22 protein-coding genes are annotated in these 22,315 nt (G+C 41.9%); 19 read left to right on the plus strand and 3 right to left on the minus strand.

From position 1 onward, the window contains the following. The first annotated feature begins 98 nt into the window (after positions 1 to 98). The 6 genes from AC4G3L_RS13510 (at position 99) to AC4G3L_RS13535 (ending at position 7,595) form a co-directional block, all read left to right on the plus strand. Positions 99 to 326, plus strand: a complete 228-nt coding sequence (locus tag AC4G3L_RS13510; protein ID WP_066106119.1) for a CsbA family protein — start codon at positions 99 to 101, stop codon at positions 324 to 326. A 197-nt stretch (positions 327 to 523) separates the two neighbouring features. Continuing rightward, positions 524 to 2,503 (plus strand): excinuclease ABC subunit UvrB, encoded by a 1,980-nt coding sequence (gene uvrB / locus AC4G3L_RS13515; RefSeq protein ID WP_491077507.1) that lies wholly within the window; start codon positions 524 to 526, stop codon positions 2,501 to 2,503. Between the two features lie 7 nt (positions 2,504 to 2,510). Then, a complete protein-coding gene (gene uvrA, locus AC4G3L_RS13520) occupies positions 2,511 to 5,381 on the plus strand; it encodes an excinuclease ABC subunit UvrA (protein WP_491077508.1) in 2,871 nt (956 codons plus the stop codon). A gap of 529 nt (positions 5,382 to 5,910) precedes the next feature. Continuing rightward, a complete protein-coding gene (locus AC4G3L_RS13525; protein ID WP_491077509.1) occupies positions 5,911 to 7,011 on the plus strand; it encodes a DUF4097 family beta strand repeat-containing protein in 1,101 nt (366 codons plus the stop codon). 36 nt (positions 7,012 to 7,047) lie between these two features. After that, complete coding sequence (locus AC4G3L_RS13530) at positions 7,048 to 7,242, plus strand: PspC domain-containing protein (RefSeq protein WP_491077510.1); 195 nt, start codon at positions 7,048 to 7,050, stop codon at positions 7,240 to 7,242. 14 nt (positions 7,243 to 7,256) lie between these two features. Beyond that, positions 7,257 to 7,595 carry a phage holin family protein gene (locus AC4G3L_RS13535; protein WP_491077511.1) on the plus strand — a complete coding sequence of 113 codons (339 nt, stop codon included), beginning with the start codon at positions 7,257 to 7,259 and terminating at the stop codon, positions 7,593 to 7,595. A 48-nt stretch (positions 7,596 to 7,643) separates the two neighbouring features. On the opposite strand, the gene AC4G3L_RS13540 is transcribed toward AC4G3L_RS13535, so the two are convergent. The 3 genes from AC4G3L_RS13540 to nagA all read right to left on the minus strand — a co-directional run bounded on the left by AC4G3L_RS13540 (position 7,644) and on the right by nagA (position 10,491). Continuing rightward, positions 7,644 to 8,351, minus strand: a complete 708-nt coding sequence (locus AC4G3L_RS13540; RefSeq protein WP_491077512.1) for an N-acetylmuramoyl-L-alanine amidase — start codon at positions 8,349 to 8,351, stop codon at positions 7,644 to 7,646. Between the two features lie 218 nt (positions 8,352 to 8,569). Further along, on the minus strand, positions 8,570 to 9,298 hold the full coding sequence (gene nagB / locus AC4G3L_RS13545) for a glucosamine-6-phosphate deaminase (protein WP_491077730.1): 729 nt from the start codon (positions 9,296 to 9,298) through the stop codon (positions 8,570 to 8,572). Positions 9,299 to 9,315: 17 nt separating this feature from the next. After that, complete coding sequence (gene nagA, locus AC4G3L_RS13550) at positions 9,316 to 10,491, minus strand: N-acetylglucosamine-6-phosphate deacetylase (protein ID WP_491077513.1); 1,176 nt, start codon at positions 10,489 to 10,491, stop codon at positions 9,316 to 9,318. Positions 10,492 to 10,637: 146 nt separating this feature from the next. On the opposite strand from nagA, the gene hprK reads away from it, so the two are divergent. The 13 genes from hprK to hisIE all read left to right on the plus strand — a co-directional run bounded on the left by hprK (position 10,638) and on the right by hisIE (position 21,294). Continuing rightward, positions 10,638 to 11,561, plus strand: coding sequence for an HPr(Ser) kinase/phosphatase (gene hprK / locus AC4G3L_RS13555; RefSeq protein ID WP_491077514.1), 924 nt, complete (start codon positions 10,638 to 10,640; stop codon positions 11,559 to 11,561). A gap of 21 nt (positions 11,562 to 11,582) precedes the next feature. Next, the gene (gene lgt / locus AC4G3L_RS13560) at positions 11,583 to 12,383 is read left to right on the plus strand and encodes a prolipoprotein diacylglyceryl transferase (RefSeq protein ID WP_491077515.1); all 801 of its coding nucleotides are present in this window, start codon (positions 11,583 to 11,585) and stop codon (positions 12,381 to 12,383) included. 81 nt (positions 12,384 to 12,464) lie between these two features. Beyond that, the gene (locus tag AC4G3L_RS13565) at positions 12,465 to 13,433 is read left to right on the plus strand and encodes a nucleoside recognition domain-containing protein (RefSeq protein WP_491077516.1); all 969 of its coding nucleotides are present in this window, start codon (positions 12,465 to 12,467) and stop codon (positions 13,431 to 13,433) included. Continuing rightward, complete coding sequence (gene ppaX / locus AC4G3L_RS13570; RefSeq protein ID WP_491077517.1) at positions 13,402 to 14,046, plus strand: pyrophosphatase PpaX; 645 nt, start codon at positions 13,402 to 13,404, stop codon at positions 14,044 to 14,046. The genes AC4G3L_RS13565 and ppaX overlap by 32 nt, the downstream gene beginning before the upstream one ends. Continuing rightward, entirely contained in the window at positions 14,043 to 14,573 is a 531-nt protein-coding gene (locus AC4G3L_RS13575; RefSeq protein WP_491077518.1) for an acyltransferase, read from the plus strand. The genes ppaX and AC4G3L_RS13575 overlap by 4 nt, the downstream gene beginning before the upstream one ends. Before the next feature lie 194 nt (positions 14,574 to 14,767). Beyond that, positions 14,768 to 15,955 carry an ATP phosphoribosyltransferase regulatory subunit gene (locus AC4G3L_RS13580; protein ID WP_491077519.1) on the plus strand — a complete coding sequence of 396 codons (1,188 nt, stop codon included), beginning with the start codon at positions 14,768 to 14,770 and terminating at the stop codon, positions 15,953 to 15,955. Further along, the gene (gene hisG / locus AC4G3L_RS13585) at positions 15,955 to 16,587 is read left to right on the plus strand and encodes an ATP phosphoribosyltransferase (protein ID WP_491077520.1); all 633 of its coding nucleotides are present in this window, start codon (positions 15,955 to 15,957) and stop codon (positions 16,585 to 16,587) included. The genes AC4G3L_RS13580 and hisG overlap by 1 nt, the downstream gene beginning before the upstream one ends. A 16-nt stretch (positions 16,588 to 16,603) precedes the next feature. Continuing rightward, entirely contained in the window at positions 16,604 to 17,887 is a 1,284-nt protein-coding gene (hisD, locus tag AC4G3L_RS13590) for a histidinol dehydrogenase (RefSeq protein ID WP_491077521.1), read from the plus strand. Then, positions 17,884 to 18,471, plus strand: coding sequence for an imidazoleglycerol-phosphate dehydratase HisB (hisB, locus tag AC4G3L_RS13595; protein ID WP_491077522.1), 588 nt, complete (start codon positions 17,884 to 17,886; stop codon positions 18,469 to 18,471). Before hisD ends, hisB begins: the two co-directional genes overlap by 4 nt. Positions 18,472 to 18,489: 18 nt before the next feature. Next, positions 18,490 to 19,128 (plus strand): imidazole glycerol phosphate synthase subunit HisH, encoded by a 639-nt coding sequence (gene hisH / locus AC4G3L_RS13600; RefSeq protein ID WP_491077523.1) that lies wholly within the window; start codon positions 18,490 to 18,492, stop codon positions 19,126 to 19,128. After that, positions 19,128 to 19,874, plus strand: coding sequence for a 1-(5-phosphoribosyl)-5-[(5-phosphoribosylamino)methylideneamino]imidazole-4-carboxamide isomerase (gene hisA / locus AC4G3L_RS13605; RefSeq protein WP_491077731.1), 747 nt, complete (start codon positions 19,128 to 19,130; stop codon positions 19,872 to 19,874). The genes hisH and hisA overlap by 1 nt, the downstream gene beginning before the upstream one ends. Continuing rightward, the gene (gene hisF / locus AC4G3L_RS13610) at positions 19,871 to 20,629 is read left to right on the plus strand and encodes an imidazole glycerol phosphate synthase subunit HisF (protein WP_491077524.1); all 759 of its coding nucleotides are present in this window, start codon (positions 19,871 to 19,873) and stop codon (positions 20,627 to 20,629) included. Before hisA ends, hisF begins: the two co-directional genes overlap by 4 nt. After that, positions 20,626 to 21,294: a bifunctional phosphoribosyl-AMP cyclohydrolase/phosphoribosyl-ATP diphosphatase HisIE gene (gene hisIE / locus AC4G3L_RS13615; RefSeq protein WP_491077525.1), complete on the plus strand. Its 669-nt coding sequence runs from the start codon at positions 20,626 to 20,628 to the stop codon at positions 21,292 to 21,294. The genes hisF and hisIE overlap by 4 nt, the downstream gene beginning before the upstream one ends. Positions 21,295 to 22,315: the final 1,021 nt, after the last annotated feature.

Genomic DNA, 22,315 nt, shown 5'->3' on the forward strand with positions numbered 1-22,315 from the left:
CTTACTGGATTAATCAAAAGAAATGTAATATATTTGTAGCTGGATAGAATAATCGGAAATAGAAAGTGTTATTCCAGAGGAAGTAGGTGAGACCATAGATGAAGATTTTAATAGCTCTTTTAGCTCCAGGATTATTAGTTGTTCTTTTTTCAAGAGTGACCTATAGCTGTATAGTCGGTTTGTGTTTAACAGTTGCTCTGATTGCTGCTTCAGCGTATAAAGGCTATACATCATCATGGCCTCTGATTATAATTGATGCATTTTCATTAACGGCTGGGTATTGGTATTCCCAGCGTATGATAAAAAGAACACCTAAAAGTGCATAAATGAGAGACTGAGTCTTCCGTATTATTAAGGGAGACTCTTTTATTTTTTTGTAGGATGGGCATAAATGATACTACATGAGGATAAAAAAGGGGAATATTTGTTCGCTTTTTGTTGGTTTGATTATAGGTGGTTGTGGTAAAATATTGTTATCCAATAAAACGAGAATTGAGATAGAAATGATGAAGGGGGCTTTTGTGTGAGTAAACAATTCGAATTGGTTTCCAAGTATACTCCTCAAGGAGACCAGCCAGCCGCAATTAAAGAGCTGGTGAATGGAATTAATAATGGCGTTAAGCATCAAACGCTGCTTGGCGCTACAGGAACAGGAAAAACGTTCACGATTTCGAACGTGATTAAAGAGATTAATAAGCCCACTCTTATCATTGCTCATAATAAGACGCTTGCCGGACAGCTGTACAGTGAATTCAAAGAATTCTTCCCGAATAATGCCGTGGAGTACTTTGTCAGTTACTATGATTATTATCAACCTGAAGCGTATGTCCCTCAGACTGATACCTTTATAGAGAAGGACGCCAGCATTAATGATGAAATCGATAAACTGCGGCACTCTGCGACATCCGCATTATTTGAACGGAAGGATGTCATTATTATTGCCAGTGTCTCCTGTATTTACGGCTTGGGTTCTCCAGAAGAATATGGGGAAATGGTTTTATCCATTCGAAAAGGCATGGAACTGGAACGGAACCAGCTGTTGCGTAAACTGGTTGATATACAATATGAACGAAATGATATTAATTTTCAACGCGGGGCATTTCGGGTAAGAGGAGATGTAGTAGAGATTTTCCCTGTTTCAAAAGATGAGCACTGTGTACGCGTTGAATTTTTTGGCGATGAAGTGGACCGGATCAGAGAAGTCGATGCATTGACTGGTGAAATTATTGGAGAAAGAGACCATGTAGCTATCTTCCCGGCATCCCACTTCGTTACACGAGAAGAAAAAATGAAAATCGCCATTCAAAATATCGAGAAAGAATTGGAAGAGCAGCTTACTTTTTTAAGAGGTGAAGGCAAACTTCTCGAAGCACAGCGCTTGGAACAAAGAACGCGCTATGATCTTGAAATGATGAGAGAAATGGGCTTTTGTTCAGGGATTGAGAACTACTCCCGTCATCTGACATTGAGGCCGCCGGGTTCTACCCCCTACACCCTTATTGACTATTTCCCTAAGGATTTCTTAATGGTGATTGATGAGTCCCATGTTACAATCCCGCAGGTTCGCGGAATGTATAATGGAGACCGCGCCCGTAAAGAGGTGCTTGTTAATCACGGTTTCCGACTGCCATCGGCAATGGATAACCGGCCTTTGCAATTTCAGGAGTTTGAAGAACATGTCAACCAAATTGTCTATGTATCTGCTACACCGGGACCTTATGAACAAGAGCATTCACCCGAAATGGTTCAGCAAATTATTCGTCCAACAGGGCTGTTGGATCCAACTATTGACGTTCGTCCGATTGAAGGTCAAATTGATGACCTATTAGGGGAAATCAACGAGAGAATCACAAAGAATGAGCGTGTCCTGATTACTACACTGACTAAGAAAATGTCTGAGGATTTAACTGATTATTTAAAAGAACTGGGTATCAAGGTTCAATATTTGCATTCAGAGATTAAAACACTGGAACGGATTGAGATTATCAGAGACCTGCGTCTTGGAAAATATGATGTGTTGATTGGAATTAATCTGCTGCGTGAAGGGATTGATATTCCAGAGGTCTCACTTGTAGCGATTCTTGATGCGGATAAGGAAGGTTTCCTGCGTTCCGAACGATCACTCATTCAAACGGTCGGACGGGCAGCTCGTAATTCAAACGGTCATGTTATTTTGTATGCAGATAAAATGACGAATTCCATGGAAATCGCGATTTCAGAAACGAAACGACGCCGTGCCATTCAGGAAGAGTACAACAGGGAACATGGCATCGTTCCTAAGACGATTCAGAAGGATATCCGTGATATCATTCGAGCCACTCATATAACGGATGATGGCGAAGAAGAGAAAGCTGCAAATAAATTTGAGAAACTGTCCAAGAAAGAACGCCAAAAAGTAATAGCTAATATGGAAAAAGAAATGAAAGAAGCAGCCAAAGCACTTGATTTTGAACGGGCTGCTGAACTTAGAGATCTAATTTTAGAGTTGAAAGTGGAAGGATGAACATAGGATGGCACTTGATAAAATTGTAATAAAAGGGGCCAGGACCAATAATCTGAAAGATATTGATGTGACAATCCCCCGCGATAAACTGGTTGTGCTGACCGGTTTATCCGGTTCCGGGAAGTCCTCCCTGGCTTTTGACACAATCTATGCAGAAGGGCAGCGCCGTTATGTGGAATCACTTTCCGCCTATGCGCGCCAGTTCCTTGGACAAATGGATAAACCGGATGTTGATTTAATCGAAGGATTATCTCCGGCGATATCCATTGACCAAAAAACGACCAGCCGTAATCCGCGCTCGACGGTAGCAACGGTGACAGAAATTTATGATTATATGCGTTTACTGTATGCAAGAGTAGGTAAACCGGTATGCCCTGTACATGGAATTGAAATTACCTCCCAGACCATTGAACAAATGGTCGACAGAATTATGTCTTATCCTGAACGAACAAAAATGCAGATTCTTGCTCCTATCGTGTCAGGCCGAAAAGGAACCCACGTTAAAATGCTTGAAGATATTAAAAAGCAAGGGTATGTTCGTGTCCGTGTAAATGGGGAAATGTATGACCTGGATGATGATATACGTTTGGATAAAAATAAGAAACATACCATCGAAGTAGTCATTGACCGGGTTGTCGTGAAAGAGGGAATCAATGCTCGTATAGCTGATTCTCTTGAGTCTGCGCTTCGTTTAGGTGACGGAAAGGTCCTTATTGATGTGATTGGCGAGGAAGAATTGCTTTTCAGTGAGCATCATGCCTGTCCATATTGCGGCTTTTCAATCGGAGAATTGGAACCGCGTATGTTTTCATTCAATAGTCCATTTGGAGCCTGCCCTACATGTGATGGGCTGGGCCATAAAGTAAAAGTGGATCCCGATGCTGTTATTCCCAACCCTGAATTAACATTGAGAGAGCATGCAATTGCTCCATGGGAACCAACCAGTTCGCAATATTATCCAAAATTGCTTGAATGTGTTGCTGATCACTATGGCATAGATATGGATATACCTGTCTCTCAATTGCCGGAAAGCCAACTAAATAAAATTCTGAAGGGCTCCAAGGGGGAGAAGATTTATTTCCGTTACGAGAATGATTTCGGCCAAATACGGGAAAACAGAGTGGAGTTTGAAGGTGTTTTGGCTAATGTAGAACGCCGGTTCAAAGAAACAAATTCCGATTATATACGCGATCAAATGGAAAAATATATGGCGGAGCAGCCATGTCCGACCTGCAAAGGATATCGCCTGAAGAAGGAAAGCATGGCCGTTTTGGTTGACGGACATCATATTGGAGAGATAACGGCGCTTTCAATCCAGGACGCTAACGAGTTCTTTGGAAATTTGAAGCTATCCGAGAAAGATATGAGTATCGCGCGTTTGATTTTCCGAGAAATAAAAGAAAGAATGGGCTTTTTGATTAATGTTGGCTTGGAGTATCTGACATTAAACCGGACAGCAGGCACTTTGTCCGGAGGAGAAGCGCAGCGGATCAGACTCGCTACACAGATTGGCTCGCGATTAACAGGTGTTTTATACATTCTGGATGAACCTTCCATTGGTCTTCATCAACGTGATAATGATCGCTTGATTTCTACACTGAAAAGTATGCGTGATATTGGGAATACGCTCATTGTCGTTGAACATGATGAGGATACGATGCTGGCAGCGGATTATTTAATAGATGTCGGTCCCGGTGCCGGTGCGCACGGCGGTGAGATTGTATCAGTGGGAACTCCTGAAGAAGTGATTGCTGATGCCAATTCGTTAACCGGCCAATATTTATCCGGTGAAAAATTCATTCCACTTCCTTTGGAACGCAGACAGGGTGATGGACGATTACTGGAAATCAAGGGTGCTAAAGAAAATAACCTTAAAAATGTAAATGTATCCTTTCCGCTTGGAACATTTGTAGCCGTTACGGGTGTTTCCGGTTCAGGGAAGAGTACATTGGTGAATGAGATCCTTCATAAAGCATTGGCTCAAAAGCTGAACAGGGCAAAAGCGAGACCTGGAAAGTTCCGTGAGATAAAAGGTGTGGAAGAACTGGAGAAAGTGATTGATATCGACCAATCCCCTATCGGGCGAACACCACGTTCCAATCCGGCGACCTATACAGGTGTATTCGATGATATCCGGGATGTGTTTGCATCCACAAATGAAGCAAAAGTCCGTGGATATAAGAAAGGCCGCTTCAGTTTTAATATTAAAGGCGGACGATGTGAAGCATGCCGCGGAGATGGCATTATAAGAATAGAAATGCATTTCCTGCCGGATGTTTATGTTCCTTGTGAAATTTGCCACGGAAAACGGTATAATCGGGAAACTTTGGAAGTAACCTATAAAGGGAAGAACATTTCTGATATTTTAGATATGACCGTAGAGGAAGCACTTCAGTTTTTTGAGAACCATCCAAAGATCAAGCGGAAAATACAAACGATTTATGATGTTGGGCTGGGCTATATTAAGATGGGGCAGCCAGCAACGACATTATCTGGTGGAGAAGCGCAGCGCGTGAAGCTTGCCAGTGAGCTGCACCGCCGTTCCAATGGCCGATCTCTGTATATTTTGGATGAGCCGACAACAGGGCTGCATGTCGATGATATTTCGCGTCTGTTAGTCGTGTTGCAGCGCCTGGTTGATAATGGTGATACAGTACTTGTGATTGAGCATAATTTAGATGTCATTAAAGCGGCCGATTATTTAATCGATCTTGGTCCGGAGGGCGGAGAAAAAGGTGGAACCATTCTGGCTACCGGTACACCGGAAGTCATTGCAGAGACACCTGAATCCTATACAGGTAAATATTTAAAACCTATACTCGAACGTGACCGAGACCGCATGAAGAATAAAGTATTGGAAAAGCAAGCCTCCCGATAGACGGCTTGCTTTTTCCCCATATCCTGCATTCTGCTAAAAAGGATCAAGACCACAGCTTATGCACTAGTTTGCCTGGTTGATGCCTATGTATCTCTTCCGGGTACTAATTTTAGACCAACTATGTATGAATCGAGTTATGTATTTCTTGAATTATAGAAACTTTCTTTTTTTCTATACGTATGAATAGGAGAAGTGCTCGTATCTATGAAAGCTGCTTATTTGCTATATCAGCCTTTTCTCATCTTACGAAGGTTGTTTTTTTACTGGGTAGGATCTTGAGTTTAAAAGACATGCTAAAGTAGGCTTTGTTTTCAAATTTATTTCCTTTCGTCATAGGCAATAGTGTATTTTTTGTATTTTTAACTCAGCATATTTCTAATTAGAAGTTAAGGATCTTTGCCTATCGCAGCTATACTTGCTATGTTCTCTTCGGATTAATTCGTTATCGTACTGGATTTGGAATGTCATCTAGGTATTAAAATTTTTAAAAGGTTAACAGGTACATACCATGTAAAGGGAGCTGGTCTTAATGAATCAAGAGAAAAAACGCATTTTGGAAATGGTAAAAGAAGGATTGCTTAACGCAGATGAAGCGCTCTTATTGCTTGAGCAGATAGAGAAGAAAGATAAGCTTATTAAAGAAGCTGAACAGAAGACCGAGACCAGTGAATTAGCAACAGTTGCGAATTCAGATCACTCGGAAAATAAGGGAACTCAATCCAAAAAATCTTCCTCTACTATGGATAAATTATTGGGAATCGTAGATGATGTAGTGAAAAAAATTAAAGATGTAGATTTTGACTTAAATTTTGGCTCTGCTGTAGAGATTGAGCATATTTATCATCAGGATCATGCACCTTTACGAAAAATAGATGTAGATTTGGCGAACGGCAGTGTGAAATTCCTCCCGTGGGATAAGCAAGAAATCACGATTGAATGTCATGCTAAAGTGTACAGAACTGATGATACGGAAGAAGCAAGGAAAAAATTTCTTAAAGAAGTAACCTATTCATTAGAAGATGGTAGACTCCGATTTGCTGTGCAGGATAAATCGATCAAATTACAGGCGATTATTCGAGTGCCGAATTCACGCTATGAGGAATTGAAAATACGTTTATTTAATGGAACGATTGTCGGAGAAAATGTTAAAGTTGATACGATTAAGACCAAAACAGGCAACGGGCAAATCCAGTTTTCTGATTTTAATGCACGGGAAGCAGAATTTGAAACGGTTAATGGTGTTGTAAATATTAAAGGATTTGATGTTGGCGAATTGGAAGTTGAAACGATAAATGGGGCGATTCAAATCCAGGGTGGATTCCGAAAAGGAGATCTGCAAACGATTAATGGAAGCATTCAATGTGAACAAACCGGCCGATATGGAGAAACCATCCGAGCTAAGGCGTCAGCAGGAAGCATTAATCTTCAAATTCCTGCAAACACTGGCTGTAATGGAGAGTTAAAATCTAATCTGGGCAGTTTTAATATTGACCTCAAGGGGATTCATGTTATTGAGGAAAAAAGTGATGTAGTTCAAAAGATGCTGCGTTTCCAATCTGAAGGCGAATATGAGCAATCTATTCATATTCTGGCTGAATCAAGAGCCGGAAATATTAAAATCAAACATTAATCAATAAGTAGAAAATTAAAGGAGCTGCCGGATGTTTTGAAAGAAAAAAAGCAATTTGTCCGTTTAAGATCAGATAAGATGTTATTGGGTGTTCTTGGAGGGCTTGCACAATATTTTGGTATTAAATCAACTCTTTTGCGTATCCTATTTGTAATCGGGCTCATCCCAACCAGTTTTTTGCTGATTATTCCTTACACAATTCTTAGTTATATTATGCCTAGAGAAGAATAGGAGGAGATAGATGTATGAATTGGATTGTAAAAATACTTATCAATGCAGTGGTTTTTGTATTGCTGACACAGGTATTTGAAGGCGTTTATGTGAGTGGATTTGGTGCGGCAATTCTTGCAGCCATTGTGTTATCTATCTTTAATGTTATTGTCAAACCGATTGTAACCATCTTAACGCTACCTATAACGATTATTACACTGGGGATATTTCTGCTTTTTATCAATACAATCGTGTTGAAGATTACAGATGCAGCAATGGGAAGCGCATTTGATATCAATGGTTTCTGGCTAACCTTCCTGGTATCCATTATTCTTTCATTAGTCAATACTGTGATGGAAAGTGTAATGGAATAAAAAAGAACCTGAAGCCTCTAGGTAACCCCTATGAGGCTTCAGGTTTTTTTATTCTTGTTTTTCGGCAATGATGGTAGTGTCAAACCCAAGTCGCTTTAGCTGTGCAGCTAAATTTGTTGCATGCTGCCTGTCCACAAAGGCTCCAAGCTGAACCTTGTAAAGTGTTTTTTCCTGATCCGATTGTTTGGCAGGAAGAAGTGCTTTCTTTTTTATTGAATAGTGAGAAATAATGGCTTCAGCTATCGCTTTTGCACATATTTTACGGTAGTATTCGGTTTTAAGCAGCTTGCTTTCATTTTTATTTGTCATAAATCCGCATTCAACGAGCACAGCTGTCATCTTGGTTTCGCGTAACACATGAAAATCTGCTGTTTTCACTCCCCGATTATGTAAGCCAGTTGAAGCAATCAATTTCTTTTGGATTTTTGAAGCCAATGAGAAGGCTTCTGCAGGCTTGGATGTATCAATATATGTTTCAATTCCCTCTGCTTCATGCCATCCACCGTTTCCGGCAGCGTTGGCATGGATCGATAGATATAAATTTGCACCGACTGAATTGGCCTGCTTGGTTCTATCCGCTAGTGGGACATCGGTTAAGTCTGAATGGGCGAAAAAGGTATTTGCCTGATAGTCGGTTAATAAATCTTTTACATATTGGGCTACAGCGCGATTAAACTCATATTCTTCCATGCCATCCGGAGATGATTTTCCTGGTGTTTTATAGCCGTGGCCCGCATCAATCATAATCTTCAACATTGGATGCCCCCTTGTCCTTTACTAGCATAATATGAGACAAGCTATCTAAATGGACCATTTTAGGGCTATTTATTGTTAAAAAGGTGCATGATTTTTGTGTTCATAGACTTCGGTTTTTCTTAACGAATAAGAAGTTCGTCACTAATACCATGAGAATAGGGAAAGGTTCCCGTTATCAAGAGTTAAATTTCCTCCCTATTACAAGAAGTTAGTGGAAGTTAAACAAGCAAGGAAGCGGCTGCTTGGTCCACAATTACGGTTACAGCTGGATGATTCTTTAGAGCACTTGCAGGCAATTGTTCCGTTACATCACCTTTAATCAGTTTGTAAGTTGCTTCAGCTTTTGCTTCACCGGAAGCTAATAATACGATCTCTTTGCTTTTCAAAATAGTAGAAATCCCCATCGTAATGGCTTGTTTTGGAACATCATCAATATGATTGAAAAAGCGGGCATTAGCCTGACGCGTACTTTCTTTTAGATCAATGATATGTGTTTTACTCGTAAACGAGGTCCCGGGTTCGTTAAAACCGATATGGCCATTTCCTCCAATTCCGAGTATTTGTAAATCTACATGGCCAAGTTCTTCAATAATATTTTCATATCGCTCGCATTCCTTGATGAAATCATCTGATTCCCCATGCGGCAGATGAATATGATTATAGGGGATATCGAGATATTGAAATAAATTTTGCAACATATAGGAGTGATAGCTATTTGGATTATCTTTTGAAAGTCCAATATATTCATCTAAATTTACAGAGTGGATGTGTTGATAGCTTGTCCCGTTTTTTTGATGGTCCTCAATCAGATTTTTATAGAGACCAAGCGGGGTGCTTCCAGTAGCGAGACCAAGCACCGCATTCGGTTTTTGTTTTATTTTTCCGATAACTATTTCTGAAGCCAGGTGGCTTAACTCTTCATAGTTGTCCACTTTTATTACTTTCATGTTTGTTTGAGTCATTCTTATTCACCTCTATAAGCTATTTTGCCACGGCAGATTGTAGCGGATACATCAAAATTTGGGTTTAGGATAACAAGATCTGCATCCTTTCCAACGGCAATGCTTCCTTTTCGATCGTATATTTTCAGCTGTTTGGCTGGATTGGCAGATGCCATCTGGACAACTTGTTGCAGTGTATATCCTGTAAAATCACATACATTTTTAATCGCCTCGTTCATTTTGAGAATACTGCCTGCCAACGTACCATCTGCGAGACGTGCTTCGCTGCCCTTAACCGTTACTTCTTGTCCACCCAATTCATATTGTCCATCGGCCATTCCTTTTGCCCGCATAGCATCTGTAATTAGGATTGTCTTCTCCAGGCCTTTAACTTGGATGGCAAGTTTAACCATTTCAGGTGATACATGTATCCCGTCTGCAATCATTTCCGTATATACCTGTTCATGCAGTAGGGCTGCTCCAGCAGCACCAACATCACGATGGTGCAATCCGGTCATTTGATTAAATAGGTGTGTAGCGTGTGAAACTCCCTGTTCAATGGCTTCTGTTGCTTGATGATAGGTAGCGTTTGTATGACCGAGGGAACAAATAATGGCGGATTTGTGCAGGTGCTCGATTAATTCGCTTGAACCAGGCTGTTCAGGTGCAAGAGTGACAAGTTTAATCGCATGCCCTGATGTTTCATTCCACTCCGAAAATAAATTCACTTGAGGGTCGATTATGTGATGTAATGGCTGTGCCCCTGCTTTTGATGGACTTATGAAGGGACCCTCTAAATGTACCCCCAGCAATTCTGTTTCTCCAGTAGGATTCCCATTATCCTTAAAGCGATGAATCGCTTGTAATGCATTATTGATATTGGATGGGCTTTGAGTCATTGTTGTGGCTAAAAAAGATGTGGTTCCCTCTTTGGGAAGCTCATTAACCATTACGCGCAATGCTTCTTCTGTACCGTCCATCGCATCAGCTCCAGCGACTCCATGAATATGGATATCAATAAAGCCAGGTAAAACAATTTGCCCCTCTTTTAAATTGAGGACTTCATCAGCGTGTTGTGGTGAATTTTCCATAAAGCCAACTTCACTGATTTGATTATTTTTTATTAGTATATACCCATTTTGGAGGATAGCGTTCTCTTGGTATATCGTTGCATGCTGTATTAATAGTGACATTTTCATTCAACTCCCAGGCTAGTTGTACTTAACCTAATCGTACTATAATTTTTTAGAAAAACCAGAATTATATTATTGTTATTGTATGGTTATGTAGGAAATAATGTTAAAATGAAGGCACATTATTATCAATAATTCAGGGAGTGAAATTTTTGGCAAAAGTAAGAACAATCGACCTCATTAAGGAATTCCAGCTTGAATTGATTTGTGGTGAGGAAGGCATAAATAGACCCATCACAACGAGCGATCTTTCCAGACCTGGTTTAGAAATTGCTGGATATTTTGATTATTACCCGGCTGATCGTATTCAAATCCTTGGGATGACTGAGCTATCCTTTTTTTCTAAGTTAGCCAGTGGAGAAAGAACTTCAAGAATGCAAATGCTATGCAGTGATATTACGCCATGTATTGTTATAACGCGTGGTTTAGAGGTGCCCAAGGAGCTGCTGATGGCTTCTGAAGCAGTATCTGTTCCAGTTTTGCGAACAACCATGAAAACAACCAGATTTTCCAGTCGATTGACTAATTTTCTTGAAAGCAAGCTGGCTCCGACAACTGCTGTTCATGGCGTTTTGGTTGATATATATGGTGTTGGTGTCATGATTACCGGAAAAAGCGGCGTCGGAAAAAGTGAAACTGCCCTTGAACTTGTAAAAAGAGGCCATCGTCTAGTTGCCGATGACTGTGTGGAAATTCGTCAGGAAGATGACGATACTTTAGTCGGAAATTCGCCTGAATTAATTGAACATCTTTTAGAAATAAGAGGCGTAGGTATCATCAATGTTATGACTCTCTTTGGTGCGGGTGCAGTCAGGAGTCACAAAAGAATTTCCCTTGTCATTAATTTGGAGATATGGGATCAGCAAAAAAATTATGACAGACTGGGCTTGGAAGAAGAAAAAGTCCGGATTATTGATACGGATATTACACGGATGAATATACCTGTTCGTCCAGGCCGTAATATTGCGGTTATCATTGAAGTAGCGGCCATGAATTTCCGTCTGAAACGAATGGGAGTAAATACTGCTCAGCAATTTACAGAAAAATTAAATGAAGCTATTGGAAACGAAAAATAATTGGAGTAGGTGTAAGGATAAATGAATACGATTGATCGTGTTGCCATACATATCGGTTCCATACAGATCTACTGGTATGGAATTATTATTGGGGCGGGTGTTTTCCTTGGGCTATGGCTTGCCATGCGTGAGTCTGAACGCCGCGGATTGGACAAAGACTTATTTGTTGACCTTCTGATCTATGCAGTCCCGATTTCTATTATTAGTGCACGTATATATTATGTGATTTTTGAGTGGTCCTATTATAAAGATCACCTCAGTGATATTTATAAAATATGGAATGGCGGAATAGCTATTCATGGGGCCTTAATTGGGGCAGTTATTACAACCATTGTCTTCGCTCGTTCCAGAAATATCTCCTTCTGGAAAATGGCTGATATCGCAGCTCCGTCTCTTATCCTCGGGCAGGCGATTGGAAGATGGGGGAATTTCATTAATCAGGAAGCATTTGGCGGAGAAGTCAGCCGTCAGTTTCTTGAGAATTTAATGCTCCCGGACTTTATCATTGATCAAATGTATATTCAGGGAGCCTACCATCATCCAACATTCTTGTACGAATCCCTGTGGAATATCATTGGTTTTGGTATATTGCTTCTGCTGCGAAGAGTTAATTTACGTCAGGGTGAAATGTTCCTGACTTATGTTATATGGTATTCAATCGGACGCTTCTTTATTGAAGGATTGAGAACGGATAGCCTCATGCTATTTGGCGATTTACGGATGGCACAAATTATGTCTTTAACCCTTATTATTGGGGGAATCATTCTGTTTATCCTGAGACGGAAAATGGGTTATTCCGAGAAAAAATATTTAGATCTATAATACTGATGGCTAATGAACCGCATCTTTAGAAATTCACTTATCTGCAAGTTGTCCATCGAGAACAACTAAGGGGTGGGATGTTTGAAAAAAGAGACTGTATCAAAAGGTTTATTGGCGGGCTTACGAACCACTTGGATGCTCGGGAAAATTATCTTTCCTGTCACGTTTTTTATAACCATTCTTCAATATACACCGATATTGCCCTGGATTATTCATTTGATAAGCCCTGTTATGGAGTTGATTGGACTTCCCGGGGATGCAGCGATTCCATTGGTACTGGGGAACTTTTTAAACCTGTATGCCGGAATTGGCGGTATTTTGGCTTTGGATTCTTTAACTGTTAAGGAAGTCTTTATCATTGCCGTTATGCTTTCTTTTTCCCATAATCTTTTCATTGAAACCGGTGTTGCTTTAAAGGTGGGTGTTAAACTATGGGTGGTTCTTCTTACCCGAATAGGGCTCGCTTTATTTTCGGCATTTGCCATTCACTTGTTTTGGCAGGGCGGTTCAGAGAGAATTTATTATGGCATCAGCGGTAATGAAGAAGCGGTTTCCGGGTTACTCCCGATTTTGTTGATGGCCCTGGAAAAAGCAGCTTATGGAACCATCAAGCTGGCGATTATTGTCATTCCGTTGATGTTAGTTATCCAGATTATGAAGGACTTGAATTGGCTGAACAAATTCTCAAATTGGATGAAGCCAGTCACAAGAATGCTAGGGATGAAAGAAAACACATCCATGACATTGGTAGCGGGCCTTGTGATTGGTCTGGCTTACGGGGCAGGCGTTATGCTTGATGCAGTCCGTGAGGATGGTGTTAGTAAAAAAGACATCACGATTGCTTTTATATTTTTGATTGCCTGTCATGCGGTGGTTGAAGATACGGTTATTTTTATCCCTCTAGGCGTACCGGTTCTGCCGTTGCTGCTAATCCGTCTAGTGACAGCCATTTTATTAGCCGTTATCATTGCGTATGTTTGGAACAAAGTAGAATTAAGAAAAAGGAAGGAAGAACAGAGTGGAGCAGAAAATCACAACATTACTATTTGATTTAGATGGGACATTAATTGATACGAATGAATTAATTATTGCTTCCTTTTTACATACATTTGATCATTATTATCCTGGTCAATATTCTCGGGAAGATGTCTATCCATTTATAGGGCCATCCCTGGCTGAAACATTTGGCGGCCTGGATCCTGAGCGTAAAGATGAGATGATGGCCTTTTACCGCGAACATAATTTTGCTAATCATGACTTACTTGTTCGTGAGTATGAAGGTGTGTATGACACGATTGATTTGCTTAAAAAAAGTGGCTATAAAGTCGGTATCGTGACAACGAAGATGCGTAATGCGGTAAAAATGGGCTTGGTTAAAAGTCGCCTTGACACTTTCTTTGATGTGGTTGTGACACTTGATGACGTTAAAATGCCAAAGCCCGATCCGGAGCCAATTCTGTTGGCATTGGACATGATTGGTTCAGTACCAGCAGAAACGATCATGGTTGGGGATAATAGTCATGATATTTTGGCAGGGAAAAATGCGGGAACGAAGACAGCTGGAGTTGCCTGGACGATCAAGGGAAGAGAATATCTCGAGCAATTTAATCCGGATTATATGCTTGAAAATATGCGTGATCTCTTAACGATCTTAAAGCAATGAGAAGAACAACACGTTATCCGGTAAAAGGGGATGGCAATTCCCTATGGTATGTATATAAGACAGTTCCCTTTTGGAAGGTTGTTCGGAATTTTGTTGTTATACAGCTTGCCAGGTATACGCCGTTTCTGGGCATGAAGAATTGGCTTTATCGGAATTTCCTGGGGATGAAGGTAGGTAACAAGACATCCTTCGCCTTGATGGTCATGCTCGATGTCATGTTTCCTGAAAAAATTTCGGTTGGACGTAACACGGTGATTGGGTATAATACAACCATTTTGGCTCATGAATACTTAATAAACGAATATCGTTTAGGGAATGTAATCATTGGCGACGAAGTACTGATTGGAGCTAATTCCACCTTACTGCCTGGAATTGAAATAGGGAATGGTGCGATTGTTTCGGCTGGTACACTTGTCCATAAGGATGTTCCGGCAGGGGCTTTTGTAGGAGGTAATCCAATGAAAGTCATCTACAGTGCTGAAGAAATGCAAAAAAGAATACAAGAAGATACGTTCTTTCATCAATAGAGTAACCCCGTTCCTTTGTGAGTGGGGTTTTTTTACTACCTGCTCCTCTAGGACTATTGACGCAAACATGGAGCATACCATCCAAATGACTTGAAAATTTTTGGAAGGAGCGATACACTTTAACCTAACTTCATCTTATTAGCATATTAGCGAACTAAAGTATTTGGAAAAATTACGATAAAGGACTGTTATATATGCCAAATCTATTTATGTTTGAAAAGCCACTGGGAATGCGTGACACATTGCCGGATTTATTTAAATTAAAGCATTCAATCAAACAAAGAATGATGGACGAAACCATCCAATACGGATATCGTTTTTTAGAAACTTCATCACTTGAATATTATGAGACTGTTGGGAAGGTATCAGCTATTCGCGACCTTCAATTATTCAAGTTATTAGATAAAGATGGTCATAGTTTAGTATTGCGTCCTGATATGACTTCGCCTATTGCCAGGGTTGCCTCTTCCCATTTGCTAAAGGAAGGTAATCCCATGAGGCTTGCCTATAGCGCAAATGTGTTCAGAGCTCAGGAGAAGGAAGGCGGACGTCCGGCTGAATTTGAGCAATTTGGGATTGAATTAGTTGGGGATAGGACATTGTCAGCAGATGCTGAAGTGCTTTCTCTGCTATCCTCTGTATTAAAATCTGCGGGATTGGAACGCTATCATATTACGATTGGCCATATTGGATTTGTACAGGATTTACTTCTCCATTTTGGAGGCTGTGAAGAAACGGCAGGAGTAATGAGAAAATTTCTGTTTGAGAAAAATTATGTAGGCTTCAGGGAGTATGTCAATCAAATGCCGATTTCCTTAAAGGAACGAGAAATCTTGTATCGATTCCTTGATTTAAAAGGAGGAGATGAGATTCTGGAATTGGCTGAAGAACTAACAGACCGTCCAATGGGTCAGCGTGCTGTACAGGAGCTGAAAAAACTAGCCGATATTCTCCAATTAAACGATCAGGCTGAAATGATTACGTACGATTTATCACTTGTTAGCCATATGGACTACTATACCGGTATTTTGTTCGAAGTTTTTGGGGAGAATGTAGGCTTTCCAATTGGAAATGGTGGGCGATATAACGAGCTATATAAACAGTTTGGAACGGACGCTCCTGCTACAGGATTCGGTTTGCGATTAGATCGCATCCTGGAAACGGTTGACTCAGTGATAATGGAAGAAGAACCCATTTGTATCATTTATCATCCTTCCCAGCAATTAAGGGCGATGAAAACGGCTGCGAGGATGAGAAAATCCGGTCAACGAGTCGTATTGCAAAATGTGAATGGATTGAAAGATGTAAATAAGTTTACGGATAATTTTTCGAATATTGAGTTTATGATTGACATAATCGATGGATCGGAGGAGGAAGGATAATGGACCCATTAACGATTGCTATGCCCAAAGGACGAATATTGGATGAAGCCGTGGAATTACTTAGAAAGGCAGATTACCAGATTCCTTCTGACTTTGACGATACAAGAAAGCTGATTATCAATGTAAAAAATGAAAATCTCCGCTTTATCCTGGCAAAGCCGATGGATGTTCCAACCTATGTGGAGTATGGTGTGGCTGATGTGGGTATTGCCGGAAAAGACGTACTTATGGAAGAAGCGCGTGACGTATACGAATTGCTTGATTTAAAGATCAGCGACTGCTATTTAGCAGTGGCAGGTCTGCCGAATACGGAGATGAGCAAGGTTGCTCCTAAGATTGCCAGTAAATACCCCAACATCGCTTCGCAATATTTCCGCGAACAGGGTGAACAGGTGGAAATTATTAAGTTAAATGGTTCAATCGAGCTGGCACCTATGATTGGTCTTGCTGATCGAATCGTCGATATTGTGTCGACCGGACAAACCTTGCGCGAAAATGGTCTGGTAGAGTATGCCATTATTCAAGATGTAACCTCAAGATTTATTGCCAATCCGGTCAGTTATCGAATGAAGGAGAAAGTGATTGCTGAGATGGTCACTCGATTGGGAACAGTTTTGCAGCCCAAAGAATAACTGGAGGGGTAAAAGCATGGAAATAAAATCATTGACGAACGGAATATCGCTGAAACGAACGGTAGATGGCGGAAGTGATGCTCAAAGGCAAGTAGTTCGGCAAATCTTACAGGATGTAAATGATCTGGGAGATCAGGCTTTATTTTCCTACACCAAAAAGTTTGATCATGCAGAATTGGATTCTCTTAGAGTGACAAAAGATGAAATTGAACTGGCAATCGCCGGTCTGCCGCCTGAGATGATTTCAATCATGACTGAAGCTGCTGCTAATCTACGAAGCTATCATGAAAAACAAGTGCAAAATTCATGGATTGATATGTCTGTTACTGGGACTATGCTTGGATTAAGGCGCACACCGCTTGATTCGGTCGGCATCTATGTTCCAGGCGGTACAGCTGCCTATCCATCTTCGGTGTTAATGAACGCTATTCCAGCAAAAGTAGCAGGTGTAAAGCGGATTGTGATGGTTTCACCACCTGGGCAGGAAGGGAAATTGCCTGATTCCGTGCTTGCTGCAGCCCGCATAGCAGGTATCACAGAGATTTATAAAGTAGGTGGAGCCCAAGCAATTGGTGCCCTTGCTTACGGAACTGAATCTATTGGAAAAGTAGATAAAATTACGGGTCCCGGCAATATTTATGTTGCTCTGGCCAAAAGGGAAGTATATGGCGATGTAGATATTGATATGATAGCCGGCCCAAGTGAAATAACGGTACTTGCCGATGAAACGGCGGAGGCTAGCCATGTTGCAGCTGATTTGCTATCACAGGCTGAACATGATGAACGGGCATGCAGTGTGCTGATTACAACGAGCCACACATTGGCGCGTAAGGTTAAAGCCGAAGTGGAGAGACAATTACTCTTATTGCCGCGCAAAGAAATTGCCCTCGCTTCCTGGAACAATTTTGGCGGTATTTACGTGGCAAACACAATGAATGAGGCCATTGAGGCTGTGAATGAATTGGCCCCCGAACATTTAGAAATTCAAACAGCGGATGCGATGAATGTGGCGGGTGCGATTCGGCATGCAGGTGCTATTTTTATCGGTAAATATAGTTCCGAACCGGTTGGCGATTATTTTGCAGGTCCCAACCACGTGCTTCCTACAAACGGAACAGCCCGTTTTTCAAGTCCTTTAAATGTGGATGATTTTCAAAAGAAAACGAGCTTAATTATGTACAGTCAACAAGATTTTGAAGCCAATGCTACCAAGATTGCTGCTTTTGCCAGATTGGAAGGATTGGAGGCTCATGCACGGGCCATTGAGTCAAGATTCATTCTAAAGGAGGAAGGTCAATGAAACGAGCAGCAGAAATAGAAAGAAAAACAAATGAAACGAATATCAGGCTAGCTTTTGGTCTTGACGGTGAAGGCAAGACAGAGCTTTCAACCGGCATACCCTTTCTCTCACATATGTTGGACCTGTTTGCCAAACATGGCCACTTCGACCTGCGTGTTGACGCTGATGGCGATATCGAAGTGGATGGGCATCATACGACAGAGGATATCGGTATTTGTTTAGGACAGGCTCTGAGTCAAGCTCTTGGAGATAAAAGAGGAATTAAGCGATACGGAAATGCATTTGTACCGATGGATGAAGCGCTGGCACAGGTCGTTGTTGACTTAAGTAATCGTCCTCATCTTGAATTTAGAGCAGACATTCCGGCACCTATGATTGGAGCCTTTGATACGGAATTGGTACACGAATTTTTATGGAAGCTTGCGATTGAGGCGAAGATGAATCTTCATGTCATTGTGCATTATGGCCGAAACTCCCATCATATTGTGGAAGCAATTTTTAAAGCGCTTGGCCGTGCCTTGGATGAAGCGACCTCACATGATTCAAGAGTAAAAGGAATTCCTTCGACAAAAGGAATGCTTTAAAGAGGGAGGATTGGCATTTTGATTGGTATCGTTGATTATGGAATGGGAAATTTATTCAGTGTTTACAATGCGCTCGACAGGCTTGGAGCTGATACTGTGATAAGCAGTGATCCAGCTGTGTTGGCTCCGTGTGATGGGTTAATATTGCCCGGCGTTGGTGCCTTTCGTGATGCTATGACAGCTTTGAAGGAGCAAAGATTAGACGGGTTCTTAAAAGAATATGTGGAAAGCGGGAGACCGCTGCTTGGCATTTGTTTAGGGATGCAGCTCTTGTTTGAAAGCAGTGAGGAACATGGTTTCTCTGAAGGGCTTCACTTTCTAGACGGACATATTGCGAAATTTACAGGGATCGATCAAACAGGTAAGACCTATAAAGTTCCTCATATGGGATGGAATAAGCTGCAATTTAAGCAGGAGCATCCCTTGGTAGAGGGGTTAGAAGAGGATTATGTCTATTTCGTCCATTCCTTTTATGCACAAATAAAGGATCCCGCAGAATTAATGGCATCTGCCATGTATGATGTCGAGGTACCTGGAATTGTAGGAAAAGGGAACGTGATGGGGATGCAATTTCACCCAGAGAAAAGCGGTCAAATGGGGAAAAGCTTGCTTGAGAATTTCATCAAACTGGTAACGGAGAAGGCGGTGCGTTCATGATGAGTGCGGATTTTACAATCTATCCGGCAATTGATATGAGGGGCGGTAAATGTGTTCGCCTTCTGCAGGGAGATTATGGACAGGAAACCGTTTATGGAGATTCGCCGTTTGATATGGCTAAGTCTTTTGCTGATATGGGAGCCGAATGGATTCATATGGTTGATTTGGATGGTGCCAAAGATGGGAACCCGGTAAACGAACAACATGTGCTGAAAGCAGCCCGAGAATTAAAGGGTGTGTCTATCCAAGTAGGAGGCGGAATTCGGAATGAGAAACAGGTAGCCCGCTATTTGGAAAATGGAATTCCCCGTGTCATTCTTGGCAGCGTGGCTGTACGGGAGCCTGAATTTGCAACAGAGATGATTCGGAAATATCCTAGGCGGATTGCGATTGGATTGGACGGGAAAAGCGGTAAAGTTGCAACGGATGGCTGGTTAAAAACCAGTGAGTGGACGGTTGTTGATTTAGGGAAGTATTTTGCTGATAAAGGAGCAGAGTGGTTCATTTTTACGGATATCGCCAATGACGGTATGTTGAGTGGGCCAAGTGTAAAAGAAACAGCCGAATTAGCGCGTGAAACTGGAAAGCATATAATCGCATCAGGCGGAATGAGCCAGCTTGAGGATATCGTTTCATTAAAAGCTTATCAATCGTCTGGGATTGAAGGAGTGATCATCGGGAAGGCTCTCTATGAAAATCGCTTTACCTTGCCGCAAGCTTTAGCAAAGGCGGGTGAATTCAAATGATAACAAAGAGAATCATTCCCTGTTTGGATGTAAAAGAGGGGCGGGTCGTGAAGGGCATTCAGTTCCTCGGGCTGCAGGATGCAGGTGATCCGGTTGAATTAGCTAAAATGTATGATGACCAAGGCGCAGATGAATTGGTATTCCTGGACATTTCGGCATCCCATGAAGGAAGGAAAACGATGGTTGAAGTGGTTCGGGAAGCTGCTTCTGTCCTGAGTATCCCCTTTACAGTCGGTGGCGGAATTAACTCGGTTGCTGATATGAGGACCATCTTGCGCGCCGGTGCCGATAAAGTATCTCTGAATACAGCAGCAGTGCTTCATCCCGAGCTGATTGCCGAGGGTGCCACCTATTTTGGAAACCAGTGTATCGTTCTGGCGATTGATGCAAAGTATGATATCGATATGGAAGGTTTTCGAGTCTACACGCATGGCGGTCGTAAAGCTACCGAATTAAATGCGGTTGATTGGGCTAAACAAGCCGTAGCGCTCGGTGCCGGTGAAATTCTATTGACAAGTATGGACCGGGACGGAGAAAAAAGCGGATTTCATATTGAATTAACAAAAGCAATTAGTGAAGCTGTTACTGTCCCCGTGATTGCGTCCGGTGGAGCGGGAAGCAAGGATGATTTTGTGGAAGTTTTTACAGATGGAAAAGCGGATGCAGCCTTGGCAGCCTCCATATTCCATTATAAAGAAACAAGCGTACAAGAAGTGAAACGCAAACTGCGAGAACAAGGAGTGCTTGTGAGATGAATATAGAGCAAATTCAATTTGATGTGAATGGCTTAGTGCCAGCCGTTGTTCAGGATGAAAAAACAAAAGAAGTCCTGACATTGGCTTATATGAATAAGGAATCATTAGAGAAAACGATTCAAACAGGAGAAACCTGGTTTTACAGCCGTTCCCGCCAGCAGCTTTGGTATAAAGGGGAAACAAGCGGAAATATTCAAGTCGTCCGGGAAATCCGCTATGATTGCGACCAGGATTCATTGGTTGTATTGGTCAAGCCTGCTGGGCCAGCTTGTCACACGGGTACGATAAGTTGTTTTACTGAATCGTTATATCGGGCTGAAAAAGAACCGATTCAACCTACCAGCGAGAAGGAAGACTTTTTGTTTGAACTTGAAAAAATCATTGCAGAACGTGAAGAAGAGCGCCCAGAAGGTTCCTATACAACCTATTTATTTGAAGAAGGGGTAGACAAGATTCTTAAAAAAGTAGGCGAAGAAGCAGCCGAAGTCATTATCGCTGCCAAGAACCGAGACTCGGAAGAATTGAAATGGGAAGTATCCGATTTATTCTTTCATGTCCTTGTCCTCTTAAAAGAACAGAATCTGCCATTCTCTGAAATTCAAAAAAATCTCCGTGACCGCCATCTTACTAAACAGAAAGACGATAAAAATGACTCAAAAGGGTGAAAGCGCCTTTTGAGTTTTTTATTTGTTTAGAGTGGAGTGTGAACTGTGATGGGATGGATACGCTTTGCTGCACCTATGACGCATCTATAGCACACCTATACCAGGGTAAAGGTGGGTCAAAGGTGAGTGAAAGGTGAAGGAAACCACCTATGCCACAGCTATACCGCACCTATACCGGGGTAAAGGTGCATCAAAGGTGAGTGAAAGGTGAAGGAAACCACCTATGCCACAGCTATACCGCACCTATACCACAGCTATACCGCACCTATACAAGGTAAAGGTGCATCAAAGGTGAGCGAAAGGTGAAGGAAACCACCTATGCCACAGCTATACCGTACCTATACCGGGGTAAAGGTGCATCAAAGGTGAGTGAAAGGTGAAGGAAAACACCCATGCCGCAGCTATGGCACACCTATATCGAGGTAAGAGTGCATCAAAGGTGTGGAAAAGGTGTAGCATAGGTGTAAGAAACTTTTCTATTGATGCAGTTTCTGCTCCTAATCCCTCGAGTCATAAGGATAGCCACTGCGGGAGGGGAGAACGCCTCCCTCCGTGCTTCTCCTTATGCTTGTCGGAGGCCTACAGGATGTAGGTCACAAAGGCGTTGCCACACGATGTGGCGTTCTTAGTCTTTGTTCCTTGAAAAGTCGCCTCCGCTTTTCTTCCGATCTAGCTTCAGGGCCTAGGAGCTCAGGACATAAACATAGCCTCTACGGGGGAAAAATATTCCCTCCGAGCCTCTGTCTTATGCTCCTTGCGGGCCTACAGGATGTAGGTCATGAAGACGTTGCCACAGGACGTGGCGCATTTAGTCTTCGTTCCTTAACAGAGACCTTCCGCTTTTCCTGAAATCCAGCTGCGGCTCCTAGTCCCTCGAGTCATAAGGATAGCCACTGCGGGAGGGGAGAACGCCTCCCTCCGAGCCTCTCCTTATGCTTGTCGGGCCTGACCAGGCGCCTCCGCTTTTCTTCCGATCTAGCTTCAGGGCCTAGGAGCTCAGGACATAAGCATAGCCTCTACG

It is taken from the genome of Bacillus sp. z33 (assembly GCF_058313615.1).